This is a genomic window from Chitinophaga sp. CF418, assembly GCF_900142925.1.
Taxonomy (GTDB): domain Bacteria; phylum Bacteroidota; class Bacteroidia; order Chitinophagales; family Chitinophagaceae; genus Chitinophaga.
Genome location: NZ_FRCN01000013.1, coordinates 303,490 through 319,750, shown reverse-complemented (window position 1 = coordinate 319,750; position 16,261 = coordinate 303,490). Strand labels below are relative to the sequence as shown.

General features: G+C 45.9%; 16 protein-coding genes. 15 read left to right on the top strand and 1 reads right to left on the bottom strand.

Annotated features, from left to right (window positions below):
- Positions 1 to 828: 828 nt before the first annotated feature.
- From F3I09_RS26395 to F3I09_RS26325, 15 genes are all read left to right on the top strand, one after another.
- A complete protein-coding gene (locus F3I09_RS26395) occupies positions 829 to 2,238 on the top strand; it encodes an anthranilate synthase component I family protein (RefSeq protein WP_149698052.1) in 1,410 nt (469 codons plus the stop codon).
- Position 2,239: 1 nt separating this feature from the next.
- Entirely contained in the window at positions 2,240 to 2,809 is a 570-nt protein-coding gene (locus F3I09_RS26390; protein WP_149698051.1) for an aminodeoxychorismate/anthranilate synthase component II, read from the top strand.
- Positions 2,810 to 2,819: 10 nt separating this feature from the next.
- Positions 2,820 to 3,815, top strand: coding sequence for an anthranilate phosphoribosyltransferase (trpD, locus tag F3I09_RS26385; protein WP_149698050.1), 996 nt, complete (start codon positions 2,820 to 2,822; stop codon positions 3,813 to 3,815).
- Positions 3,812 to 4,612, top strand: a complete 801-nt coding sequence (gene trpC / locus F3I09_RS26380; protein WP_149698049.1) for an indole-3-glycerol phosphate synthase TrpC — start codon at positions 3,812 to 3,814, stop codon at positions 4,610 to 4,612. Before trpD ends, trpC begins: the two co-directional genes overlap by 4 nt.
- Complete coding sequence (locus tag F3I09_RS26375) at positions 4,609 to 5,244, top strand: phosphoribosylanthranilate isomerase (RefSeq protein WP_149698048.1); 636 nt, start codon at positions 4,609 to 4,611, stop codon at positions 5,242 to 5,244. Before trpC ends, F3I09_RS26375 begins: the two co-directional genes overlap by 4 nt.
- A gap of 7 nt (positions 5,245 to 5,251) precedes the next feature.
- A complete protein-coding gene (trpB, locus tag F3I09_RS26370; RefSeq protein WP_149698047.1) occupies positions 5,252 to 6,478 on the top strand; it encodes a tryptophan synthase subunit beta in 1,227 nt (408 codons plus the stop codon).
- Between the two features lie 9 nt (positions 6,479 to 6,487).
- On the top strand, positions 6,488 to 7,258 hold the full coding sequence (gene trpA / locus F3I09_RS26365) for a tryptophan synthase subunit alpha (RefSeq protein WP_149698046.1): 771 nt from the start codon (positions 6,488 to 6,490) through the stop codon (positions 7,256 to 7,258).
- Positions 7,259 to 7,271: 13 nt separating this feature from the next.
- Positions 7,272 to 7,865: an imidazole glycerol phosphate synthase subunit HisH gene (hisH, locus tag F3I09_RS26360; RefSeq protein ID WP_149698045.1), complete on the top strand. Its 594-nt coding sequence runs from the start codon at positions 7,272 to 7,274 to the stop codon at positions 7,863 to 7,865.
- A gap of 6 nt (positions 7,866 to 7,871) precedes the next feature.
- On the top strand, positions 7,872 to 9,032 hold the full coding sequence (gene hisA, locus F3I09_RS26355; RefSeq protein WP_149698044.1) for a 1-(5-phosphoribosyl)-5-[(5-phosphoribosylamino)methylideneamino]imidazole-4-carboxamide isomerase: 1,161 nt from the start codon (positions 7,872 to 7,874) through the stop codon (positions 9,030 to 9,032).
- A 29-nt stretch (positions 9,033 to 9,061) separates the two neighbouring features.
- Positions 9,062 to 9,817: an imidazole glycerol phosphate synthase subunit HisF gene (gene hisF / locus F3I09_RS26350; protein ID WP_149698043.1), complete on the top strand. Its 756-nt coding sequence runs from the start codon at positions 9,062 to 9,064 to the stop codon at positions 9,815 to 9,817.
- Between the two features lie 58 nt (positions 9,818 to 9,875).
- Positions 9,876 to 10,484 carry a bifunctional phosphoribosyl-AMP cyclohydrolase/phosphoribosyl-ATP diphosphatase HisIE gene (gene hisIE, locus F3I09_RS26345; protein ID WP_149698042.1) on the top strand — a complete coding sequence of 203 codons (609 nt, stop codon included), beginning with the start codon at positions 9,876 to 9,878 and terminating at the stop codon, positions 10,482 to 10,484.
- Between the two features lie 24 nt (positions 10,485 to 10,508).
- On the top strand, positions 10,509 to 11,597 hold the full coding sequence (locus F3I09_RS26340; protein WP_149698041.1) for a TlpA disulfide reductase family protein: 1,089 nt from the start codon (positions 10,509 to 10,511) through the stop codon (positions 11,595 to 11,597).
- A gap of 129 nt (positions 11,598 to 11,726) precedes the next feature.
- Positions 11,727 to 12,899 (top strand): TlpA disulfide reductase family protein, encoded by a 1,173-nt coding sequence (locus F3I09_RS26335; RefSeq protein WP_149698040.1) that lies wholly within the window; start codon positions 11,727 to 11,729, stop codon positions 12,897 to 12,899.
- Positions 12,900 to 13,073: 174 nt separating this feature from the next.
- Positions 13,074 to 13,430 carry a BlaI/MecI/CopY family transcriptional regulator gene (locus tag F3I09_RS26330; RefSeq protein ID WP_149698039.1) on the top strand — a complete coding sequence of 119 codons (357 nt, stop codon included), beginning with the start codon at positions 13,074 to 13,076 and terminating at the stop codon, positions 13,428 to 13,430.
- A gap of 5 nt (positions 13,431 to 13,435) precedes the next feature.
- Complete coding sequence (locus F3I09_RS26325) at positions 13,436 to 15,082, top strand: M56 family metallopeptidase (RefSeq protein ID WP_149698038.1); 1,647 nt, start codon at positions 13,436 to 13,438, stop codon at positions 15,080 to 15,082.
- Positions 15,083 to 15,162: 80 nt separating this feature from the next.
- Here F3I09_RS26325 and F3I09_RS26320 read toward each other — a convergent pair whose 3' ends face one another.
- On the bottom strand, positions 15,163 to 16,215 hold the full coding sequence (locus F3I09_RS26320) for a formylglycine-generating enzyme family protein (protein WP_149698037.1): 1,053 nt from the start codon (positions 16,213 to 16,215) through the stop codon (positions 15,163 to 15,165).
- Between the last annotated feature and the right edge of the window lie 46 nt (positions 16,216 to 16,261).

The following is a 16,261-nucleotide window of genomic DNA, read 5'->3' as shown; positions in this document are numbered from 1 at the left end:
CCCAAAGAGCCGAAGGCCCGCAGTCTCCATCTTTAACCGTCTGCTACTTAGCTGCCTCCCATGAATAGTTGGGGGCTATCAGGATATTGGATAAGTTTTTCTTTGGAATCCCTATAGCAATAGGGAATGGAAAGGGAGTAGAAGGGACTAGAATAGAAAGGAATGGATAGAGGGGAGAATGGATAGAGGAGGAACGACAATATCGATGCAACACTATAGGTGTAGCAGCTCCATTAAAGATGTATGGACACTATTGAAACGATATCGCGGCATTGTCCCTGAATATTACAGGCAGACCATGACGAAGACGGGGTTCAGTGGAGACTGCGGGCCTTCGGCTATTCGGGCGCACGATTGATGATGCATTATAGATATTCCTAAGCCAACACGATTGACAAAGCTAAATAGCAATCCAATGCCCGGAGAGGCGCCGACCGCGGTCCCATCTGACCCCGGCGCGGAATGTCTGCTCCGGAAAATTAAAAGGTAGCCTTAAAGTCAAAGCTATCAATTGGTTGAAAATGAGAAATAGGGCCTAAAGCACTAAAAGATGTACGAATTCACAACAGAAAGCCAGGAACTTATCGCTTCATAAATTTTTTCAAAAAAAATTTGCATGTTTTCAAAAAACACCGGATATTTGTTTCGCAAGATATTAAAACATGATAACAAGTATTACAAACAAGCATTGGTGGTGGCACAATATCAGTTCCTGATACGGTGTTACAGTGCCATGTTTCGTAATGAAATATAATTGGAAGGCTCGCTGTTACACAGCGGGCCTTCTTCGTTTTAGATAGTCACCCAATTTAACTCAATCACAAACCAATGGGTAGTATTCAAGTAAAATCAAAATCAAAGAAAATGCTGGCAGACGTATTCACGCCTGTCGGTATCTATTTGCGGCTCCGCGACAAGTTTCCTGGTACCGTACTGCTGGAAAGTACAGACTATCGCGCCAGTGAAAACAGTTTCTCCTTCATCTGCATCCAGCCTATAGCAGGAATTGAAGTGACCAGCACCACGGATTTTGAATTTAAGTATCCTAATCTCCCGCCGGAACGGAAACAACTGAAGAACAAACAAAGCGTGCTGAATGAACTCCAGAAATTCCTCGGTAACTTCACCTTCGCCGATAAGCCGGTACTGCCAGTGGTGCACAGTTTATTTGGATACAGCACATTTGATTCAGTACAGTTCTTCGAAACAATAGAATTTAACAAGGATAAACAGAACGGTAATACCATCCCATTGATGCGATACCGCTTTTATCAATATATCATCGCCATCAATCACTTCAAGGATGAGCTTTATCTCTGTGAGAATGTAGTGGAGGGCCTTGACAGCGAGTTTGATCTCATTGAATCTCTGATAAGGCAAAAAGACGTGCCGACTTACAGTTTCAAAGCAGACGGAGAGGAAAAGAGTAACCTGACGAATGAACAGTATATGGAGATCGTCGAAAAAGGTAAACAACACTGCTTCCGCGGAGACGTTTTCCAGGTTGTACTCTCCAGAGCCTTCCAGCAAAAGTTCAAAGGTGATGAATTCAATGTATATCGCGCCCTCCGCTCTATTAACCCTTCCCCTTATCTCTTCTTCTTCGATTACGGCGATTATAAATTAATGGGTTCCTCACCAGAGGCGCAGCTGATCATTAAAGATAATAAAGCCACCATTCATCCTATTGCCGGTACCTTCAAACGTACAGGTGACGATGAGCAGGACAGACAGTTGGCTGCACGACTGCTGGAAGATCCGAAGGAGAATGCAGAACATGTAATGCTGGTAGACCTGGCCAGGAATGACCTGAGCAGACTGGCGACAGATGTGGAAGTGGAGTCCTACAGGAAGATACAGTATTACTCACATGTTATTCACCTGGTGAGTGAAGTGACAGGAAAGATACAGGCGGGGCTGAATCCATTCTCTTTGCTGGCAGCTACTTTTCCGGCAGGAACATTGTCTGGTGCGCCGAAATACAGGGCGATGGAGATCATTGACGAAAATGAACCAACCGCGCGCGGTTTCTACGGAGGCTGTATCGGATCAGTAGGATTCAATGGTGATTTTAACCATGCGATCATGATCCGTTCTATATTGAGTAAGGCTAATACATTATACTACCAGGCAGGGGCTGGTGTGGTAGCGAAATCTGTCGCATCGTCTGAACTGGAAGAAGTGAACAATAAACTGAATGCATTAAAACAGGCCATTATAATGGCTCAAAATATCTGACATGAATATTCTGGTGTTCGATAATTACGATTCATTTACCTATAACCTGGTGCACCTGGTGGAGAAGATCATCAATGGTAAAGTGACGGTGGTGCGCAACGATGAAATACCATTAGAGAAAGTAAAGGATTATGACAAGATCATCCTGTCTCCCGGACCGGGTATTCCTGAAGAAGCAGGACTGCTGTTACCGCTGATCAGGGAATATGCGGCGAGTAAATCCATCTTCGGGGTGTGCCTGGGTCAACAGGCTATCGGAGAGGCTTTTGGTGCGAAGCTGATCAACCTGAAAGAGGTATACCATGGCGTAGCGACGAATGTGAACATTACTGCCAGGGACGGCCGACTGTTCAATGGTTTGCCGGATCAGCTGGAAGTTGGCCGCTATCATTCATGGGTGGTGGATGAAGCAACATTATCTCCTGATCTGGTAATAACTGCCAGGGATGACAACAATTATATCATGGCGCTGCAGCATAAGAAATATGATGTAAGTGGCGTGCAGTTCCATCCTGAAAGTGTACTGACACCACAGGGAGAACAGATCCTTCGTAACTGGTTGAATGCTTAAATTCCAAGTAATGAAAAAGATACTCAATTACCTTTTTGAACATAAAACATTTAGCCGGGAAGCGGCCAAAGAGATACTCATCAGTATTTCAAAAGGCATGTACAATGAAAGTGAGCTTGCCGCTTTTATGACCGTTTTCCTGATGCGCAGCATTACTGTTGATGAATTGCTGGGCTTCAGGGATGCATTGCTGGAACTGTGTGTGCCGGTGAACCTGAATGGATACGAAGTGCTTGATATAGTAGGTACTGGTGGAGATGGTAAGAATACTTTTAATGTATCTACCCTGTCCTGTTTCATTGTAGCGGGCGCGGGCGGAAAAGTAGCCAAACATGGCAACTATGGCGTATCTTCCATTAGCGGAGCTTCCAACCTGATGGAATCTGCCGGATACAAATTCAAGAATGATGACGCAAAGCTCAGGGAAGAGCTGGAAGAGGCGGGCGTTTGTTTCCTGCATGCACCATTGTTCCATCCTGCTTTGAAGAATGTAGCCGGTGTGCGCCGCCAGCTGGGTATCCGTACTTTCTTCAATATGCTGGGGCCGCTGGTAAATCCGGCGTTCGCACAGCATCAGCTGATAGGAGTGTACAGCCTGGAACTGGCGAGGGTGTATAATTATCTGTTCCAGCAGACTGACAAGCGCTATGCAATCGTTTATAGTCTGGACGGTTATGATGAGATCTCCCTGACTGCTGATACCCGTGTTATCACTAACGAGGGAGAGAAAGACTGGACACCGGAACAGCTGGGTAAGCGTAAAGTATACCCGGAAGATATCTACGGTGGCAACACAGTGGAAGCGGCAGCGAAGATCTTTATGAAGATATTGAAAGGTGAAGGAACCTGGGCGCAGAACTCGGTAGTATTGGCTAACGCTGCTATGGGGCTGTATTGTATGGAGAAATTTGATAATTATAATGACTGTTTCCTGGCAGCTGTAGAATCGCTGGAATCAGGCGCAGCGCAGAACGCGTTTAAGAAGTTGATAAGCTTGCAATCATGAAAAATATCCTGACAGAAATAGTAGCCCACAAGCATACAGAAGTGGCCGCCCGTAAACAACAGCGGAGCGTGGAAGAACTGGAACAGGTATCCTGGTTCAAACGTACACCACTGTCACTGGCCCAGTTTCTCCGGGACCCGGAGAAGACGGGTATTATTGCAGAGTTCAAGAGACGCTCTCCTTCAAAGGGCATTATCAATGGTAACGTGACAGTACAGGATGTAACAACCGCATATACCCGCTACGGAGCTTCCGGCTTGTCAGTACTGACAGACGAGAAGTATTTCGGTGGTTCTTCGGATGATCTGCAACAGGCAAGGGCGCTGAATAATATCCCCATCCTCCGGAAGGATTTTATTGTGGATGAATACCAGATCGTGGAAGCAAAGGCCATCGGTGCAGATGTGATCCTGCTGATAGCAGAATGCCTGTCAAAGCAGGAAGTAGCGCAACTGGCAGCTTTTGCCAATAACCTCGGACTGGAAGTGTTGCTGGAAGTACATAGCGGAGATCAGCTGGATAAAGTGACCGATCATATACAAATGGTCGGTGTCAACAACCGTGACCTTACCACATTTAAGGTTGATTTCAACCGTTCCTGTGAACTTGCGTCGCAGATCCCGGCGGATAAATGCAAGGTGGCTGAAAGTGGCATCAGCAATACAGATGCTATCGTAACGCTGAAACAGGCAGGCTTCCAGGGATTCCTGATAGGAGAGCATTTTATGAAACAGGAAAATCCGCCAAGGGCATTTGAGCACTTTGTGACGGAACTGGCCAACAAATCAGTACAATGAAAATAAAGGTCTGCGGTATTACACGGAGAGAAGACCTGCAACAACTGGTGAATTATCAGGTTAATTATGCCGGCTTTATATTCTATGAAAAGTCGCCGCGCTTTGCGGGACACAAAATAGATGCCCGTACTGTCCGCGAAACGGAAGGCATCAAAAAAGTAGGTGTATTTGTAAATGCGCCGCTGGAACAGGTACAACGTACTATTGCTGATTATGGCCTGGATATGGTGCAGCTGCACGGTGACGAAACACCGGAGTACTGTGCTGCTATACAGAAGAGTGTACCTGTGATAAAAGCTTTCCGCGTAGGAGAAAACGTAGACTGGTCAGCTTTGTTATCAGCTTATTTGCCGGTGACAGACTATTTCCTGTTCGATACAGAAGCAGGTAAGGAATATGGTGGAACCGGCAAACGTTTTAACTGGGAGCTGTTGAAGACCTATCCTTATTCGCACCCCTTCTACCTGAGCGGTGGCATAGGTCTGGAAGAAACGCCTGAATTGCTGCAGCTGCAGATGCCTGCATTGTTTGCAGTAGATGTGAACAGCAGATTTGAGATACAACCAGGTGTGAAGAATATGGAAAAGGTGCGGTTATTTACAGATCAGATTCATTCAACTTATTTAAAATAATCATAGCATGAAGATCGCGGGAAATACGTTCGGCTCTAAGTATCATGTAGATGAAAAAGGCTTTTACGGCAGATTTGGCGGCGCTTACATTCCGGAGATGTTATATCCGAATGTGGAGGAGCTGCAGCGCAATTACCTGGCAATACTGCGTGAACCGGGATTCCAGGAAGAGTTTGACCAGCTGCTGCGCGACTACGTAGGTCGTCCTTCCCCTCTATACTTTGCAAAACGTTTGTCTGAGAAGTATAAAGCGAAGATCTATCTCAAACGTGAAGATCTGAACCATACAGGAGCTCATAAGGTAAACAACACGATCGGGCAGATCCTGCTGGCAAAACGCCTGGGCAAGACGCGTATCATCGCTGAAACCGGCGCAGGACAACACGGCGTAGCTACTGCTACTGTTTGTGCTTTGATGGGACTGGAATGTGTGGTGTATATGGGTAGCATTGATATCAAGCGTCAGGCGCCGAATGTAGCGCGTATGAAGATGCTGGGTGCAACTGTCGTACCAGCTACCAGCGGTAGTCAGACCCTGAAGGATGCCTGTAATGAGGCGATCCGCGACTGGATCAATAACCCGGTGAATACACATTATATCCTCGGCACAGCAGCAGGTCCACATCCTTATCCGGATATGGTGACCCGCTTCCAGTCTGTAATCAGCGAGGAAATTAAAAAACAATTGCTTGAAAAGACAGGACGAGAAAATCCTGACTATGTGATGGCATGTATCGGTGGTGGCAGTAATGCAGCCGGCGCATATTATCACTTCCTGGATGAACCAGGTGTGAAACTGATAGCCATAGAAGCAGGTGGTAAGGGTGTGCATTCCGGTCATTCTGCTGCAACTACACAACTGGGTAAGCTGGGTATTATCCATGCGAGCAAAACCCTGCTGATGCAGACAGAAGACGGTCAGATCACTGAGCCGTACTCAATTTCCGCAGGACTGGATTATCCCGGTATTGGTCCGTTGCATGCCCATCTTTATGAAACAGGACGTGCCACTTTTCTGAATGCGACGGATGATGAAGCCCTGGCAGCAGCATATGAACTGACCCGCCTGGAAGGTATCATCCCGGCGCTGGAATCATCTCATGCGCTGGCTAAACTGGGACAGGTAGCTTTTAAACCAGATGATGTAGTAGTAGTATGTTTGAGCGGCCGTGGTGATAAAGACATGGAAACTTACATTCGTAATTTGCCTGGTAATACTGGCGATAACGTATAAACATATTTTATGAGCAATCGTATAGATCAATTATTTGCCGGCAAAAGAAAGGGTGTTCTGAATATCTATTGTACTGCAGGATTCCCTGAGCTGAATGATACACTGCCTGTCATGAAGGCATTACAGCAGTATGGCACGGATATTATCGAACTTGGTATGCCTTTCTCAGATCCACTGGCGGATGGGCCTGTGATCCAGGATAGCAGTACCCGTGCCATCAGCAATGGTATGAGCTTAAGAGTACTGTTTGAACAGCTGAAGAATTTCAGGGAAGATATACATGTGCCGGTACTTCTGATGGGATATCTGAATCCGGTATTGTTGTACGGTATTGAGAACTTCTGTAAGAAATGTGCAGAAGTGGGTGTGGATGGCGTGATCCTGCCTGATTTGCCGATGGATGAGTATGAGTCTGAATACAGGCCCGTTTTTGAGAAATATGGTCTGCACCTGGTATTTCTCGTAACGCCTGAAACCAGCGAAGAGCGCATTCGTAAGATAGATAGCGTGAGCAAAGGATTTATATATGCCGTGTCTTCTTCTTCCACAACAGGTACGGATAAAGACATGGGACATCAGCAGGCTTATTTCGAAAGGCTGGAAGCATTGCAGCTGAAGAATCCTGTACTGATCGGGTTTGGTATCAAAGATAAAGCTACCTTTGATGCTGCTACCGTTCACAGCAATGGCGGTGTGATAGGAACAGCCTTTATCCGCGCCCTTGAAAAAGCAACTAACCTGGATTCAGCAATACAGCAGTTTATTGCTGGCGTAAAATAGACAAGAAGAATATATGAAGACGGTCATCATAAAATATAATGCCGGTAACATCCGTTCTGTGCTGTTTGCATTGGACAGACTGGGCGTTGAAGGAGTGGTAACAGACGATCCTGAAGCGATTAAGGCGGCAGATAAAGTGATCTTCCCGGGTGTGGGAGAAGCCAGTTCTGCCATGCGTTATCTGCGGGAGAGAAAGCTGGACCAGTTGATCACGGGTTTAAAACAACCGGTACTGGGCATTTGCCTGGGTATGCAGCTGATGTGTAAACACTCAGAGGAAAACGATACCAACTGTCTTGGTATTTTTGATGTGGAGGTAAAACGTTTCCAGTCGCCGGTGGATAACCTGCTGAAGATACCTCAGATAGGATGGAACAACGTAACAGGATTGTACAGCACGATGTTTGAACATGTGCCAGAGAACTCCTACATGTATTTTGTACATAGCTACTATGCCGCATTAAGTCCGTATACAGTGGCTACCGCCAACTATGTGATCAACTACAGTGCTGCATTGCAGAAAGATAATTTCTATGCGGTACAGTTCCACCCGGAAAAATCAGCCGGAGAGGGGCAGAAGATCCTGGAGAATTTCCTGAAGTTATAAAATACTATGCAGCCGGTACAGATAAGAAGGATCAATTCAGAAGATACATTGCAACTGCGCAGGGATGTGCTATATCCTGATGCCACATTGGAAGCAATGCGCGTAGATCATGATGAAGACGGTTTACATTTTGGTCTGTTTGAGGATAACAGGTTAAGAGGGATCGTATCATTGTTCCCGCAAAAGCAATCCGCACAGTTTCGTAAACTGGCTGTGCATCCCGACTGTCAGGGTAAAGGGTATGGCAGCCTGCTGATGCAGTATGTAGAAGACTTTTGCAGAAAAGAGCATATTCCAGCTTTATGGTGCAATGCCCGTAATACTGCAGAAGGATTTTATATAAAACGCGGGTATGAATTCTGGGGAGATCATTTCACAAAAGATAATATTGTTTTCTGCAAGATGAAATTGCAACTTGATAAGGCAACAGGAAGTGGGTTCACCATTATTCCTGCTATCGACATTATAGATGGTAAATGTGTGCGTCTCACACAGGGCGATTACGGACAGAAGAAAGTATACAATGAGCATCCGCTGGAGGTAGCCAAGGCCTTTGAAAGTATTGGCGTACGCCGTTTACATCTGGTAGATCTGGATGGTGCTAAAAAAGGCGCTGTAGTGAACTGGAAAGTGCTGGAAGCTATTGCCGGTAAAACCAGCCTGGTGATAGATTTCGGTGGAGGGATCAAAACAGAGGATGATCTGCGCATTGTATATGAAAACGGAGCCAAACTGGCGACGATAGGTAGTATAGCGGTGAAAGATCCGGCTTTGTTCACTGGTTGGGTGAAGAAGTATGGTGCAGAAAAGATCTTCCTGGGAGCAGATGTAAAAGAAGAAAAGATCGCCGTAGGCGGATGGCTGGAAACAACAGAACTTTCTGTATTTGACTTCCTGGAAGAAAATGTGAAACAGGGCGTAAAACATGTCTTTTGTACAGACATTGCGAAGGACGGACTTTTACAGGGACCTTCCATCGCTTTGTATGAAAAGATCCTGCAACGTTTCCCACAGATCGACTTTGTTGCCAGCGGTGGCGTGAGCACGATGGCAGATGTGCATGCACTGGCAGAGGCAGGTTGCAGTGGTGTGATAGTAGGGAAAGCAATTTACGAGGAAAGGATCACTATGCCGGAACTGGCTGAATTCGTGAAATTGAATTCCTGATCCCAATCTTAATTCCAAATTTTTTAATCATGTTAACGAAACGTATCATTCCCTGTCTTGATATCAAAGATGGCCGCACAGTAAAGGGTGTGAACTTTGAGAATATACGCGACGCAGGCGATCCTATTGAACTGGGTGCTTTATATGCGGAGCAGGGAGCGGATGAACTGGTGTTCCTGGATATTACAGCCACCAATGAGCGCAGGAAGACTTTGTCTGAACTGGTAACGCGCATTGCAAAACACGTGAATATTCCATTCACCGTAGGTGGTGGCATCTCTTCCGTAGAGGATGTGAATGTATTACTGCAATCAGGCGCAGACAAAATATCTGTTAATACTTCCGCTTTCAAACGTCCTGAGCTGGTAGATGAACTGGCTCGTGAATTTGGTAGTCAGTGTGTAGTGCTGGCCATTGATACCCGCTTTGAGGATGGCGACTGGTATGTATACCTGAATGGTGGCCGGGTAAAAACCGAGATCAAGGCATATGATTGGGCAAAGGAAGCCGTACAGCGTGGCGCGGGAGAAATTCTGCTGACCTCGATGAACAATGACGGTACCAAAAAGGGATTTGCGCTGGACATTACGGGAAAGTTGTCCCAAAACCTGAATGTACCCGTGATCGCTTCCGGTGGAGCAGGTACGATGGATCATTTTATGGATGTATTTGAAACCGCCCAGGCAGATGCTGCATTGGCGGCCAGCATTTTCCACTATAAAGAAATTGAGATCCAGGCATTAAAAACATACCTGTATCAGAGAGGCATAAATATCAGGTTCTGAGAAAACTACTAATTTTGCCTGCTGGACGGTATATCTTACTTTAAAATATGACTACTGCATGTATAACAACAAACAGATAAATTTTGACAAATGTGCGGATGGTCTGGTACCTGCCATTGTACAGGATTCAGCTACACTGAAAGTCCTGATGCTGGGGTATATGAACCAGGAAGCACTGGATAAGACCCTGCAGGAGGGCAAAGTGACCTTTTTCAGTCGTTCCAGACAGCGTCTGTGGACAAAAGGTGAGGAAAGCGGTAATTTTCTGACCCTTCAGGAGATCAGGGTGGATTGCGATAGTGATACCTTGCTAATCAAGGCTATCCCCGCCGGTGTGGTATGCCATACAGGAGCAGATACCTGCTGGGAGGAAGAGAATGTCAGTAATGATTTCCTGTCAAAGCTGGAAAGCATTATTACCGACAGAAAGAACAATCCTTCGGAGAATTCCTATACATCCAAGCTGTTTGCAAAAGGAATTAATAAGATTGCACAGAAAGTAGGGGAAGAGGCGGTGGAAGTCGTTATAGAAGCTAAAGACGATAATGAGGAGCTGTTCCTGAATGAATCAGCAGACCTGCTTTTCCATTATCTCGTGCTGCTCAATGCAAAGGGATACCAGTTGTCCGACGTATTGTCCATTCTGAAGAAAAGGCACGATAAATAGCAGTTATTTTTTATATTAGAGGGAATGAAACAACTTGTTACCAGCGCCCTTGCGGTGCTTTTCTCATGTGCAGCCTTTGCCCAGCAGGAGATCTCCGGTACATTGACGGGAGCCGACGGCAAAAAGATCTATCTGTATTCAGATGATGATAATAATCCGAAGGATTCAACATCCCTGAAGGGGGGAAAATTCTCATTCAAAGTATCTGAAGCGAAGGGACTGTCTATTTACGCAGTGGTCCTGGAGGGCGTACAGAATCCCTTACTGTTTGTAACAGGCAAGGAACCAGTACATTATACATTGAATGCGCAGAGCTTCCCTGTTGCTACGGCCGTGAAGGGAAATGAAGAGAACAAAGCGATGCAGGCGTATCAGAAGACGTTTCTGGCCCTGATCGAACGCGCACAGGTCCTGAATGCGGAAGCGTCAAAAATACCGGGTGACGATGAGGCGGCGAAGAATGCTTTCCGTGCCAAGGCATCCCTCTTTAATGAAGATGTGGTGAATACCGGAAGGGACTTTATAAAAGGCCATCCAAAACAGCTGGCTAGTTTGTGGATATTAGTCAATGAGTTACGTGGCCGTCTGGAACCGGATGAATTTGAGAATATCTTCAACTCACTGGACCAGCCGCTGAAAGAATCCAAATATGGATTGGCAGCAACCAAATACCTGCGCAGTGTGAAAGGGGAGAGTGAAGGCGGCGGGGTAGCTACTGACTTTACCCAGGATGACATCAATGGTAAGCCGGTTAAATTGTCCTCTTTCCGTGGAAAATATGTGCTGGTAGATTTCTGGGCCAGCTGGTGCGGTCCATGCCGGGCAGAGAATCCAAACGTTGTAAAGGCTTTTGAGCGCTTTAAAGACAAAAATTTCACCATCCTGGGGGTTTCCCTGGATCAGGACAAAGATCGCTGGTTAGGGGCTGTAAAGAAGGATAATTTACAGTGGACCCAGGTGTCTGATCTGAAGGGATGGAGTAATGAAGTCGCACAATTATATGGTGTAAATGCCATTCCTGCGAACTTCCTGATAGACCCCAAGGGGAACATCATTGCCCGCAACCTGCGTGGTAGGGCATTGGAAGCCAAACTGGAACAGATATTAAAATAATTGACTTACCGGCCTCGTACCTACACGAGGCCGCTTTTTTTATATTCATTTCTGTCGCCGTTTATCACAAACAGGTTGATTTTCCTGCCGGGATATGTGAATTTCGTTAGTCTTAAATAATCTAAATCAATGAAGTCCGTAATGATGGCCGTGGCGTTTTTTGCGCCTATGGTCCTGTTGGCGCAGGAAAAATGGAAGGGTGAACAATCATTTACGATACAGGGAACTGTCACAGCTTTACAGAAACCAGCAAAAGTGTATCTGAATATCAGGCGTTGTGGTGATAACAAACTGGATAGCACGGAAGTAAAAGATGGCAAATTCTCTTTTTCCGGCGTCCTGGCTGAAGCAACCATTGCCAATTTGTTACTCAAAGTACAGGAACCGTCTGTCCAGAAAGATCCCCAGGAGAGTCCTGAGGTAAAAAGCAACGATGTGCTTACGTTGTTCCTGGACAAGGGAAACATTACAATCACTACTGAAGATTCTATCAGTAAAGCTACCGTAAAAGGATCTGTTGCAAACGATGACTACCTCCGTCTGAACGGACAGTTGAAAGATGTAAACGCGCGTCTGGATGAACTGGAACGGCAGTACCGTCAGTTGTATATGGCGGAAGATGAAGAGGGCATGAAGAAGCTAGAGCCTCAGTTCGATGAACTGGCCGCGCAGCAGAAACAGGTCATGAGGGACTTTCTGAAGAATAATTGTAACTCGCCTATTGCAGTTTATGTATTGAATAAATACGCAGACTATGATATCAACCTGGCTGAAATTGAACCTATGTTCAATAAACTGGGAAAAAATATCCGGAATACACCCGGAGGTAAGGATTTTGCTTCCGGACTGGAAGCAGCAAAGAAGACGGCAGTGGGACAACCTGCCTTAGACTTTGCCCAGCCGGATGCTGAGGGGAAAAATGTGAGTCTGGCTGTCTATAAAGGGAAATATCTTCTGATAGGCTTCTGGGCTAGCTGGTGTGGTCCCTGCCGCGCAGAAAACCCGAATATGCTGAAAGCTTATAGCCGGTTCCGGGATAAAGGGTTTGATGTACTGTCAGTCTCCCTTGACGATAAACGGGAAAAATGGCTGGCAGCGATACAGGCCGATAACCTTCTGTGGACGCAGGTGTCCGATCTGAAAGGCTGGAAAAATGAGGTAGCAGAAAAATACGGTATCAGGGCTATTCCCCAGAACCTGCTGATTGATCCCCGTGGGAATATCATCGCCAAGAACCTTCGGGGTGATGCACTGGAGAAGAAACTGGAAGAGGTTTTTAAAGTAGAAGTTGCCGGAAAATAATATCTGGTAAGGATTCTGGTCCTCCGTGATAAGTTTTAAAGTAAGTACAAATCGACATAAAAAAAGAAAAACACCTGCTTTTACAGGTGTTTTTCTTTTTTTATTTGGTGGTTTACGAAAAGTTCGTAGCTTTACGAAACAATCGTAGATGTTTGTTATTTAAACTAAATGAATATGGAAAAGCTGACGCAGCAGGAAGAAGTGGCAATGTTAGCCATCTGGAAAACAGGGCAGGGGTTCGTGAAGGACTTTTTAGAAGCACATCCCTCTCCTCAGCCGCCGTATACGACGCTGGCATCTACTATTAAGAACCTGGAAAAAAAGGGGTATCTGAAAAGTGAGAAAATCGGTAATGTATACAGGTATACACCCGTGATAGCAGAAAGTGAATACAAGCAGAAATTTATGAATGGTTTTGTAAAAGATTATTTCGAAGATTCTTACAAGGCCCTGGTGACCTTCTTCGCAAAGGAGAAGAAGATCACTCCGGAGGAATTAAAGGAAATTGTTAAGATGATTGAGAAAAACTGATCATTATGCTTATTTATCTGCTTAAAGCCAACGTAGCGCTTATTCTGTTTTACCTGGCCTATTATTTTGGATTAAGGCGACTCACCTTTTACTCGCTTAACCGTTTTTTCCTGCTGGGAGGTATTGTTTGTGCGGCTATTTGTCCATTGATAGACCCGTCTTTATTCATACGGCAGCATCAGCCACTGAATGCTGTTGCAGAGACATACATACCGGATCTGGCGGCTTTACAGACGCGTCAGTCAGTACCTTTTATCAATGTATTCCTGGAATATATCTTCTGGGTAGGAGTAGCGGTGATGAGCGTACGTCTTATGATCCAGTTGGTGTCTTTATGGAAGCTGCACCGGCATACAACGGCTATCTTATCGCCGGATGAACAATATCTGAGAATAATGGAAAAGCCGGTGAATCCATTTTCATTCATGCGTAATATCTATATCAATCCTTCCCTGCATAGTCAGGAGGAATTTGTATCCATCATCCGGCATGAACAGGTACACGTACGGCAGTGGCATACACTGGACGTATTGCTGGGAGAGCTGAACAAGATCTTCTACTGGTTCAATCCCGGCGCCTGGCTAATGAGCATTGCTATCCGTGAGAATCTTGAATTCATCACAGACAGGAGCATACTGCAACAGGGAATGGATGCAAAAGCTTATCAATACAGTCTGATAAAAGTAAGTGGGATCCCATATGCGACGGCCATCGCAAACAATTTCAATTTCTCACATTTAAAACAAAGGATCATGATGATGAATAAAAAGAGATCATCCCGCTATCATTTGCTACGTTATGTCGTGCTGGGCGCCATTATGGGTATTGCGGTGTTATCGCTGAACTTTACCAGGGCAATTGCCAGAACGGAGATGGTTGCAAAAAACATTGCTGCTATTACTTTCTCTAAAGACACGACAAAACCAGCAGTGGCGCCTGCACCGGTGCCACCACCACCTCCTCCGCCGCCGCCAGCTCCTGTAAAAGGGAAAGCAGCACCAGCTGTTCCTCCTATACCGGCTGCTCCTGCGGCTCCCAGAATTCCAGGTGAAGCTGTTCCTGTGGTCCCCCCGGTACCTCCTGTACCAGTAGCTCCTGCTGCACCGGTAGCACCTGGCAACGATGTAATTACATTGACCTCCGAATCTGGTATTTCTTTGAGAAGGGGGCAGCTGACTGCACCACCGCTGTATTTTGTGGACGGTGTAAACGTGGGCCATCGATCACCTGAGGGGTTAAGGCCTGAAGAAATAGAATCTATTTCTGTTTTTAAAGGGGAACATGCTGCAGAATATGGAGAAGATGGTAAAAATGGAGTAATATTTATTTATACAAAAGAGTATAACAGTGGTACAAAGGTAAAAACCATCAACGCCGGCTTTGATTATAAAACCGCTGGTTCTGCACCAGCTGTTGTCAAGACAGAGACATCGACTCTCAGCGGTCAACAGTCTGTAATGAAGGTAACAACCAACACCAACACTCACGCCAATACTATTACTAAAGTTAATGCAGACGTAAACACTGCAGCAACAAATACCAACACCCCTACTAAAGCTGTAGTCAACACAAATGTAAATACGGCTACAAAAGTAAATACCAACATGAAGGTCAATATAGACACTGCTGACAATAAGCAAAAAAATAGGTAAGCAATGATTTTATTGCTGCACAGGATAGAAGGGGCTGACCACAAAGTTGGCCCCTTTTTTATCGGGAGTTCAACCGCCGTTTACTTGCTCTTCACACATCTGAAACCAAGATTCTCCAGTCCTGATTCCGGTGAAGTTTTCATTCTTGCTGTAACCCTATAGCCGGAACAATATTCATCAGTACACATAAATGAACCTCCTCTGATCGTATGTTTAGGCGTAGTGGGATCTTCTGGATCATAGCCGCTGGCTGGGCCCGTTGGGTTGTTATTATTGTCCGGTTGCTGGTAGTAACGGCTGTCATACCAGTCAGCACACCATTCCCATACATTGCCCGACATGTCGTATAAGCCATAACCGTTGGGCGCAAAGCTTTTTACAGGAGCCAGTCCGGCAAAGCCGTCTGTTTGTGTATTCTGATAGGGAAAATGCCCGTTCCAGGTATTGGCTTTAGTCTTCCCTTCTGTCAGCGCTTCTGTGCCCCAGGGATAAGGCTGATCTTTCAGGCCGCCGCGGGCTGCATATTCCCATTCAGCTTCTGTAGGCAGGCGTTTACCCGCCCATTTTGCATAAGCTTGCGCATCATCCCAGGAGATGTGTACTACCGGCAGATGTTCCCTGCCATCCATGTTAGTGTTTGGTCCGCCGGGATGCTGCCAGCTGGCGCCTAATACAAACGACCACCATTGCGATACGTCATCCAGTGGCACCGCGTGGGAGGGAGGTGCGAATACCAGGGATCCCGGTTGTAACATACTGCTGTCGGGTTCAGGGGAGCCCGGCGGCAATTGCTGCATAAGTTCTTCTTTACTGATCGGCTTCTCGGCTGTAGTAAGATATCCTGTAGCCTTCACAAAGACGGCAAATTCAGCGTTGGTCACTTCATGTTCATCCATCCAGAAACTATCCACCTTTACTGTATGACGGGGCTGTTCATCTTTGCGTGCTTCTGCATCGTCAGCTCCCATAGTAAATGAGCCACCTGGAATGAATACCATGTGGTTCAGAGAGTCGTTTATCGCGACATGATCTGTCGTATTGCCGGCAGCGGTTTGCTCCGGGCGATTGCCCTGGCAGGCGTATAACAACAGGCTCGTACTCAATGCCCATCCGGTAATGTATTTACTAAACATTTGCCTAAGATCGCTATTTTGTATGTTAAATTTCAGGCTCCTTAAC

What these genes read in the sequence shown, in the direction of transcription:
- F3I09_RS26395 (WP_149698052.1), top strand. Translation starts at nt 829, where the DNA reads ATGGGTAGTATTCAAGTAAAATCAAAATCAAAGAAAATGCTGGCAGAC.
- F3I09_RS26390 (WP_149698051.1), top strand. Translation starts at nt 2,240, where the DNA reads ATGAATATTCTGGTGTTCGATAATTACGATTCATTTACCTATAACCTG.
- trpD (WP_149698050.1), top strand. Translation starts at nt 2,820, where the DNA reads ATGAAAAAGATACTCAATTACCTTTTTGAACATAAAACATTTAGCCGG.
- trpC (WP_149698049.1), top strand. Translation starts at nt 3,812, where the DNA reads ATGAAAAATATCCTGACAGAAATAGTAGCCCACAAGCATACAGAAGTG.
- F3I09_RS26375 (WP_149698048.1), top strand. Translation starts at nt 4,609, where the DNA reads ATGAAAATAAAGGTCTGCGGTATTACACGGAGAGAAGACCTGCAACAA.
- trpB (WP_149698047.1), top strand. Translation starts at nt 5,252, where the DNA reads ATGAAGATCGCGGGAAATACGTTCGGCTCTAAGTATCATGTAGATGAA.
- trpA (WP_149698046.1), top strand. Translation starts at nt 6,488, where the DNA reads ATGAGCAATCGTATAGATCAATTATTTGCCGGCAAAAGAAAGGGTGTT.
- hisH (WP_149698045.1), top strand. Translation starts at nt 7,272, where the DNA reads ATGAAGACGGTCATCATAAAATATAATGCCGGTAACATCCGTTCTGTG.
- hisA (WP_149698044.1), top strand. Translation starts at nt 7,872, where the DNA reads ATGCAGCCGGTACAGATAAGAAGGATCAATTCAGAAGATACATTGCAA.
- hisF (WP_149698043.1), top strand. Translation starts at nt 9,062, where the DNA reads ATGTTAACGAAACGTATCATTCCCTGTCTTGATATCAAAGATGGCCGC.
- hisIE (WP_149698042.1), top strand. Translation starts at nt 9,876, where the DNA reads ATGTATAACAACAAACAGATAAATTTTGACAAATGTGCGGATGGTCTG.
- F3I09_RS26340 (WP_149698041.1), top strand. Translation starts at nt 10,509, where the DNA reads ATGAAACAACTTGTTACCAGCGCCCTTGCGGTGCTTTTCTCATGTGCA.
- F3I09_RS26335 (WP_149698040.1), top strand. Translation starts at nt 11,727, where the DNA reads ATGAAGTCCGTAATGATGGCCGTGGCGTTTTTTGCGCCTATGGTCCTG.
- F3I09_RS26330 (WP_149698039.1), top strand. Translation starts at nt 13,074, where the DNA reads ATGGAAAAGCTGACGCAGCAGGAAGAAGTGGCAATGTTAGCCATCTGG.
- F3I09_RS26325 (WP_149698038.1), top strand. Translation starts at nt 13,436, where the DNA reads ATGCTTATTTATCTGCTTAAAGCCAACGTAGCGCTTATTCTGTTTTAC.
- F3I09_RS26320 (WP_149698037.1), bottom strand. Translation starts at nt 16,215, where the DNA reads ATGTTTAGTAAATACATTACCGGATGGGCATTGAGTACGAGCCTGTTG.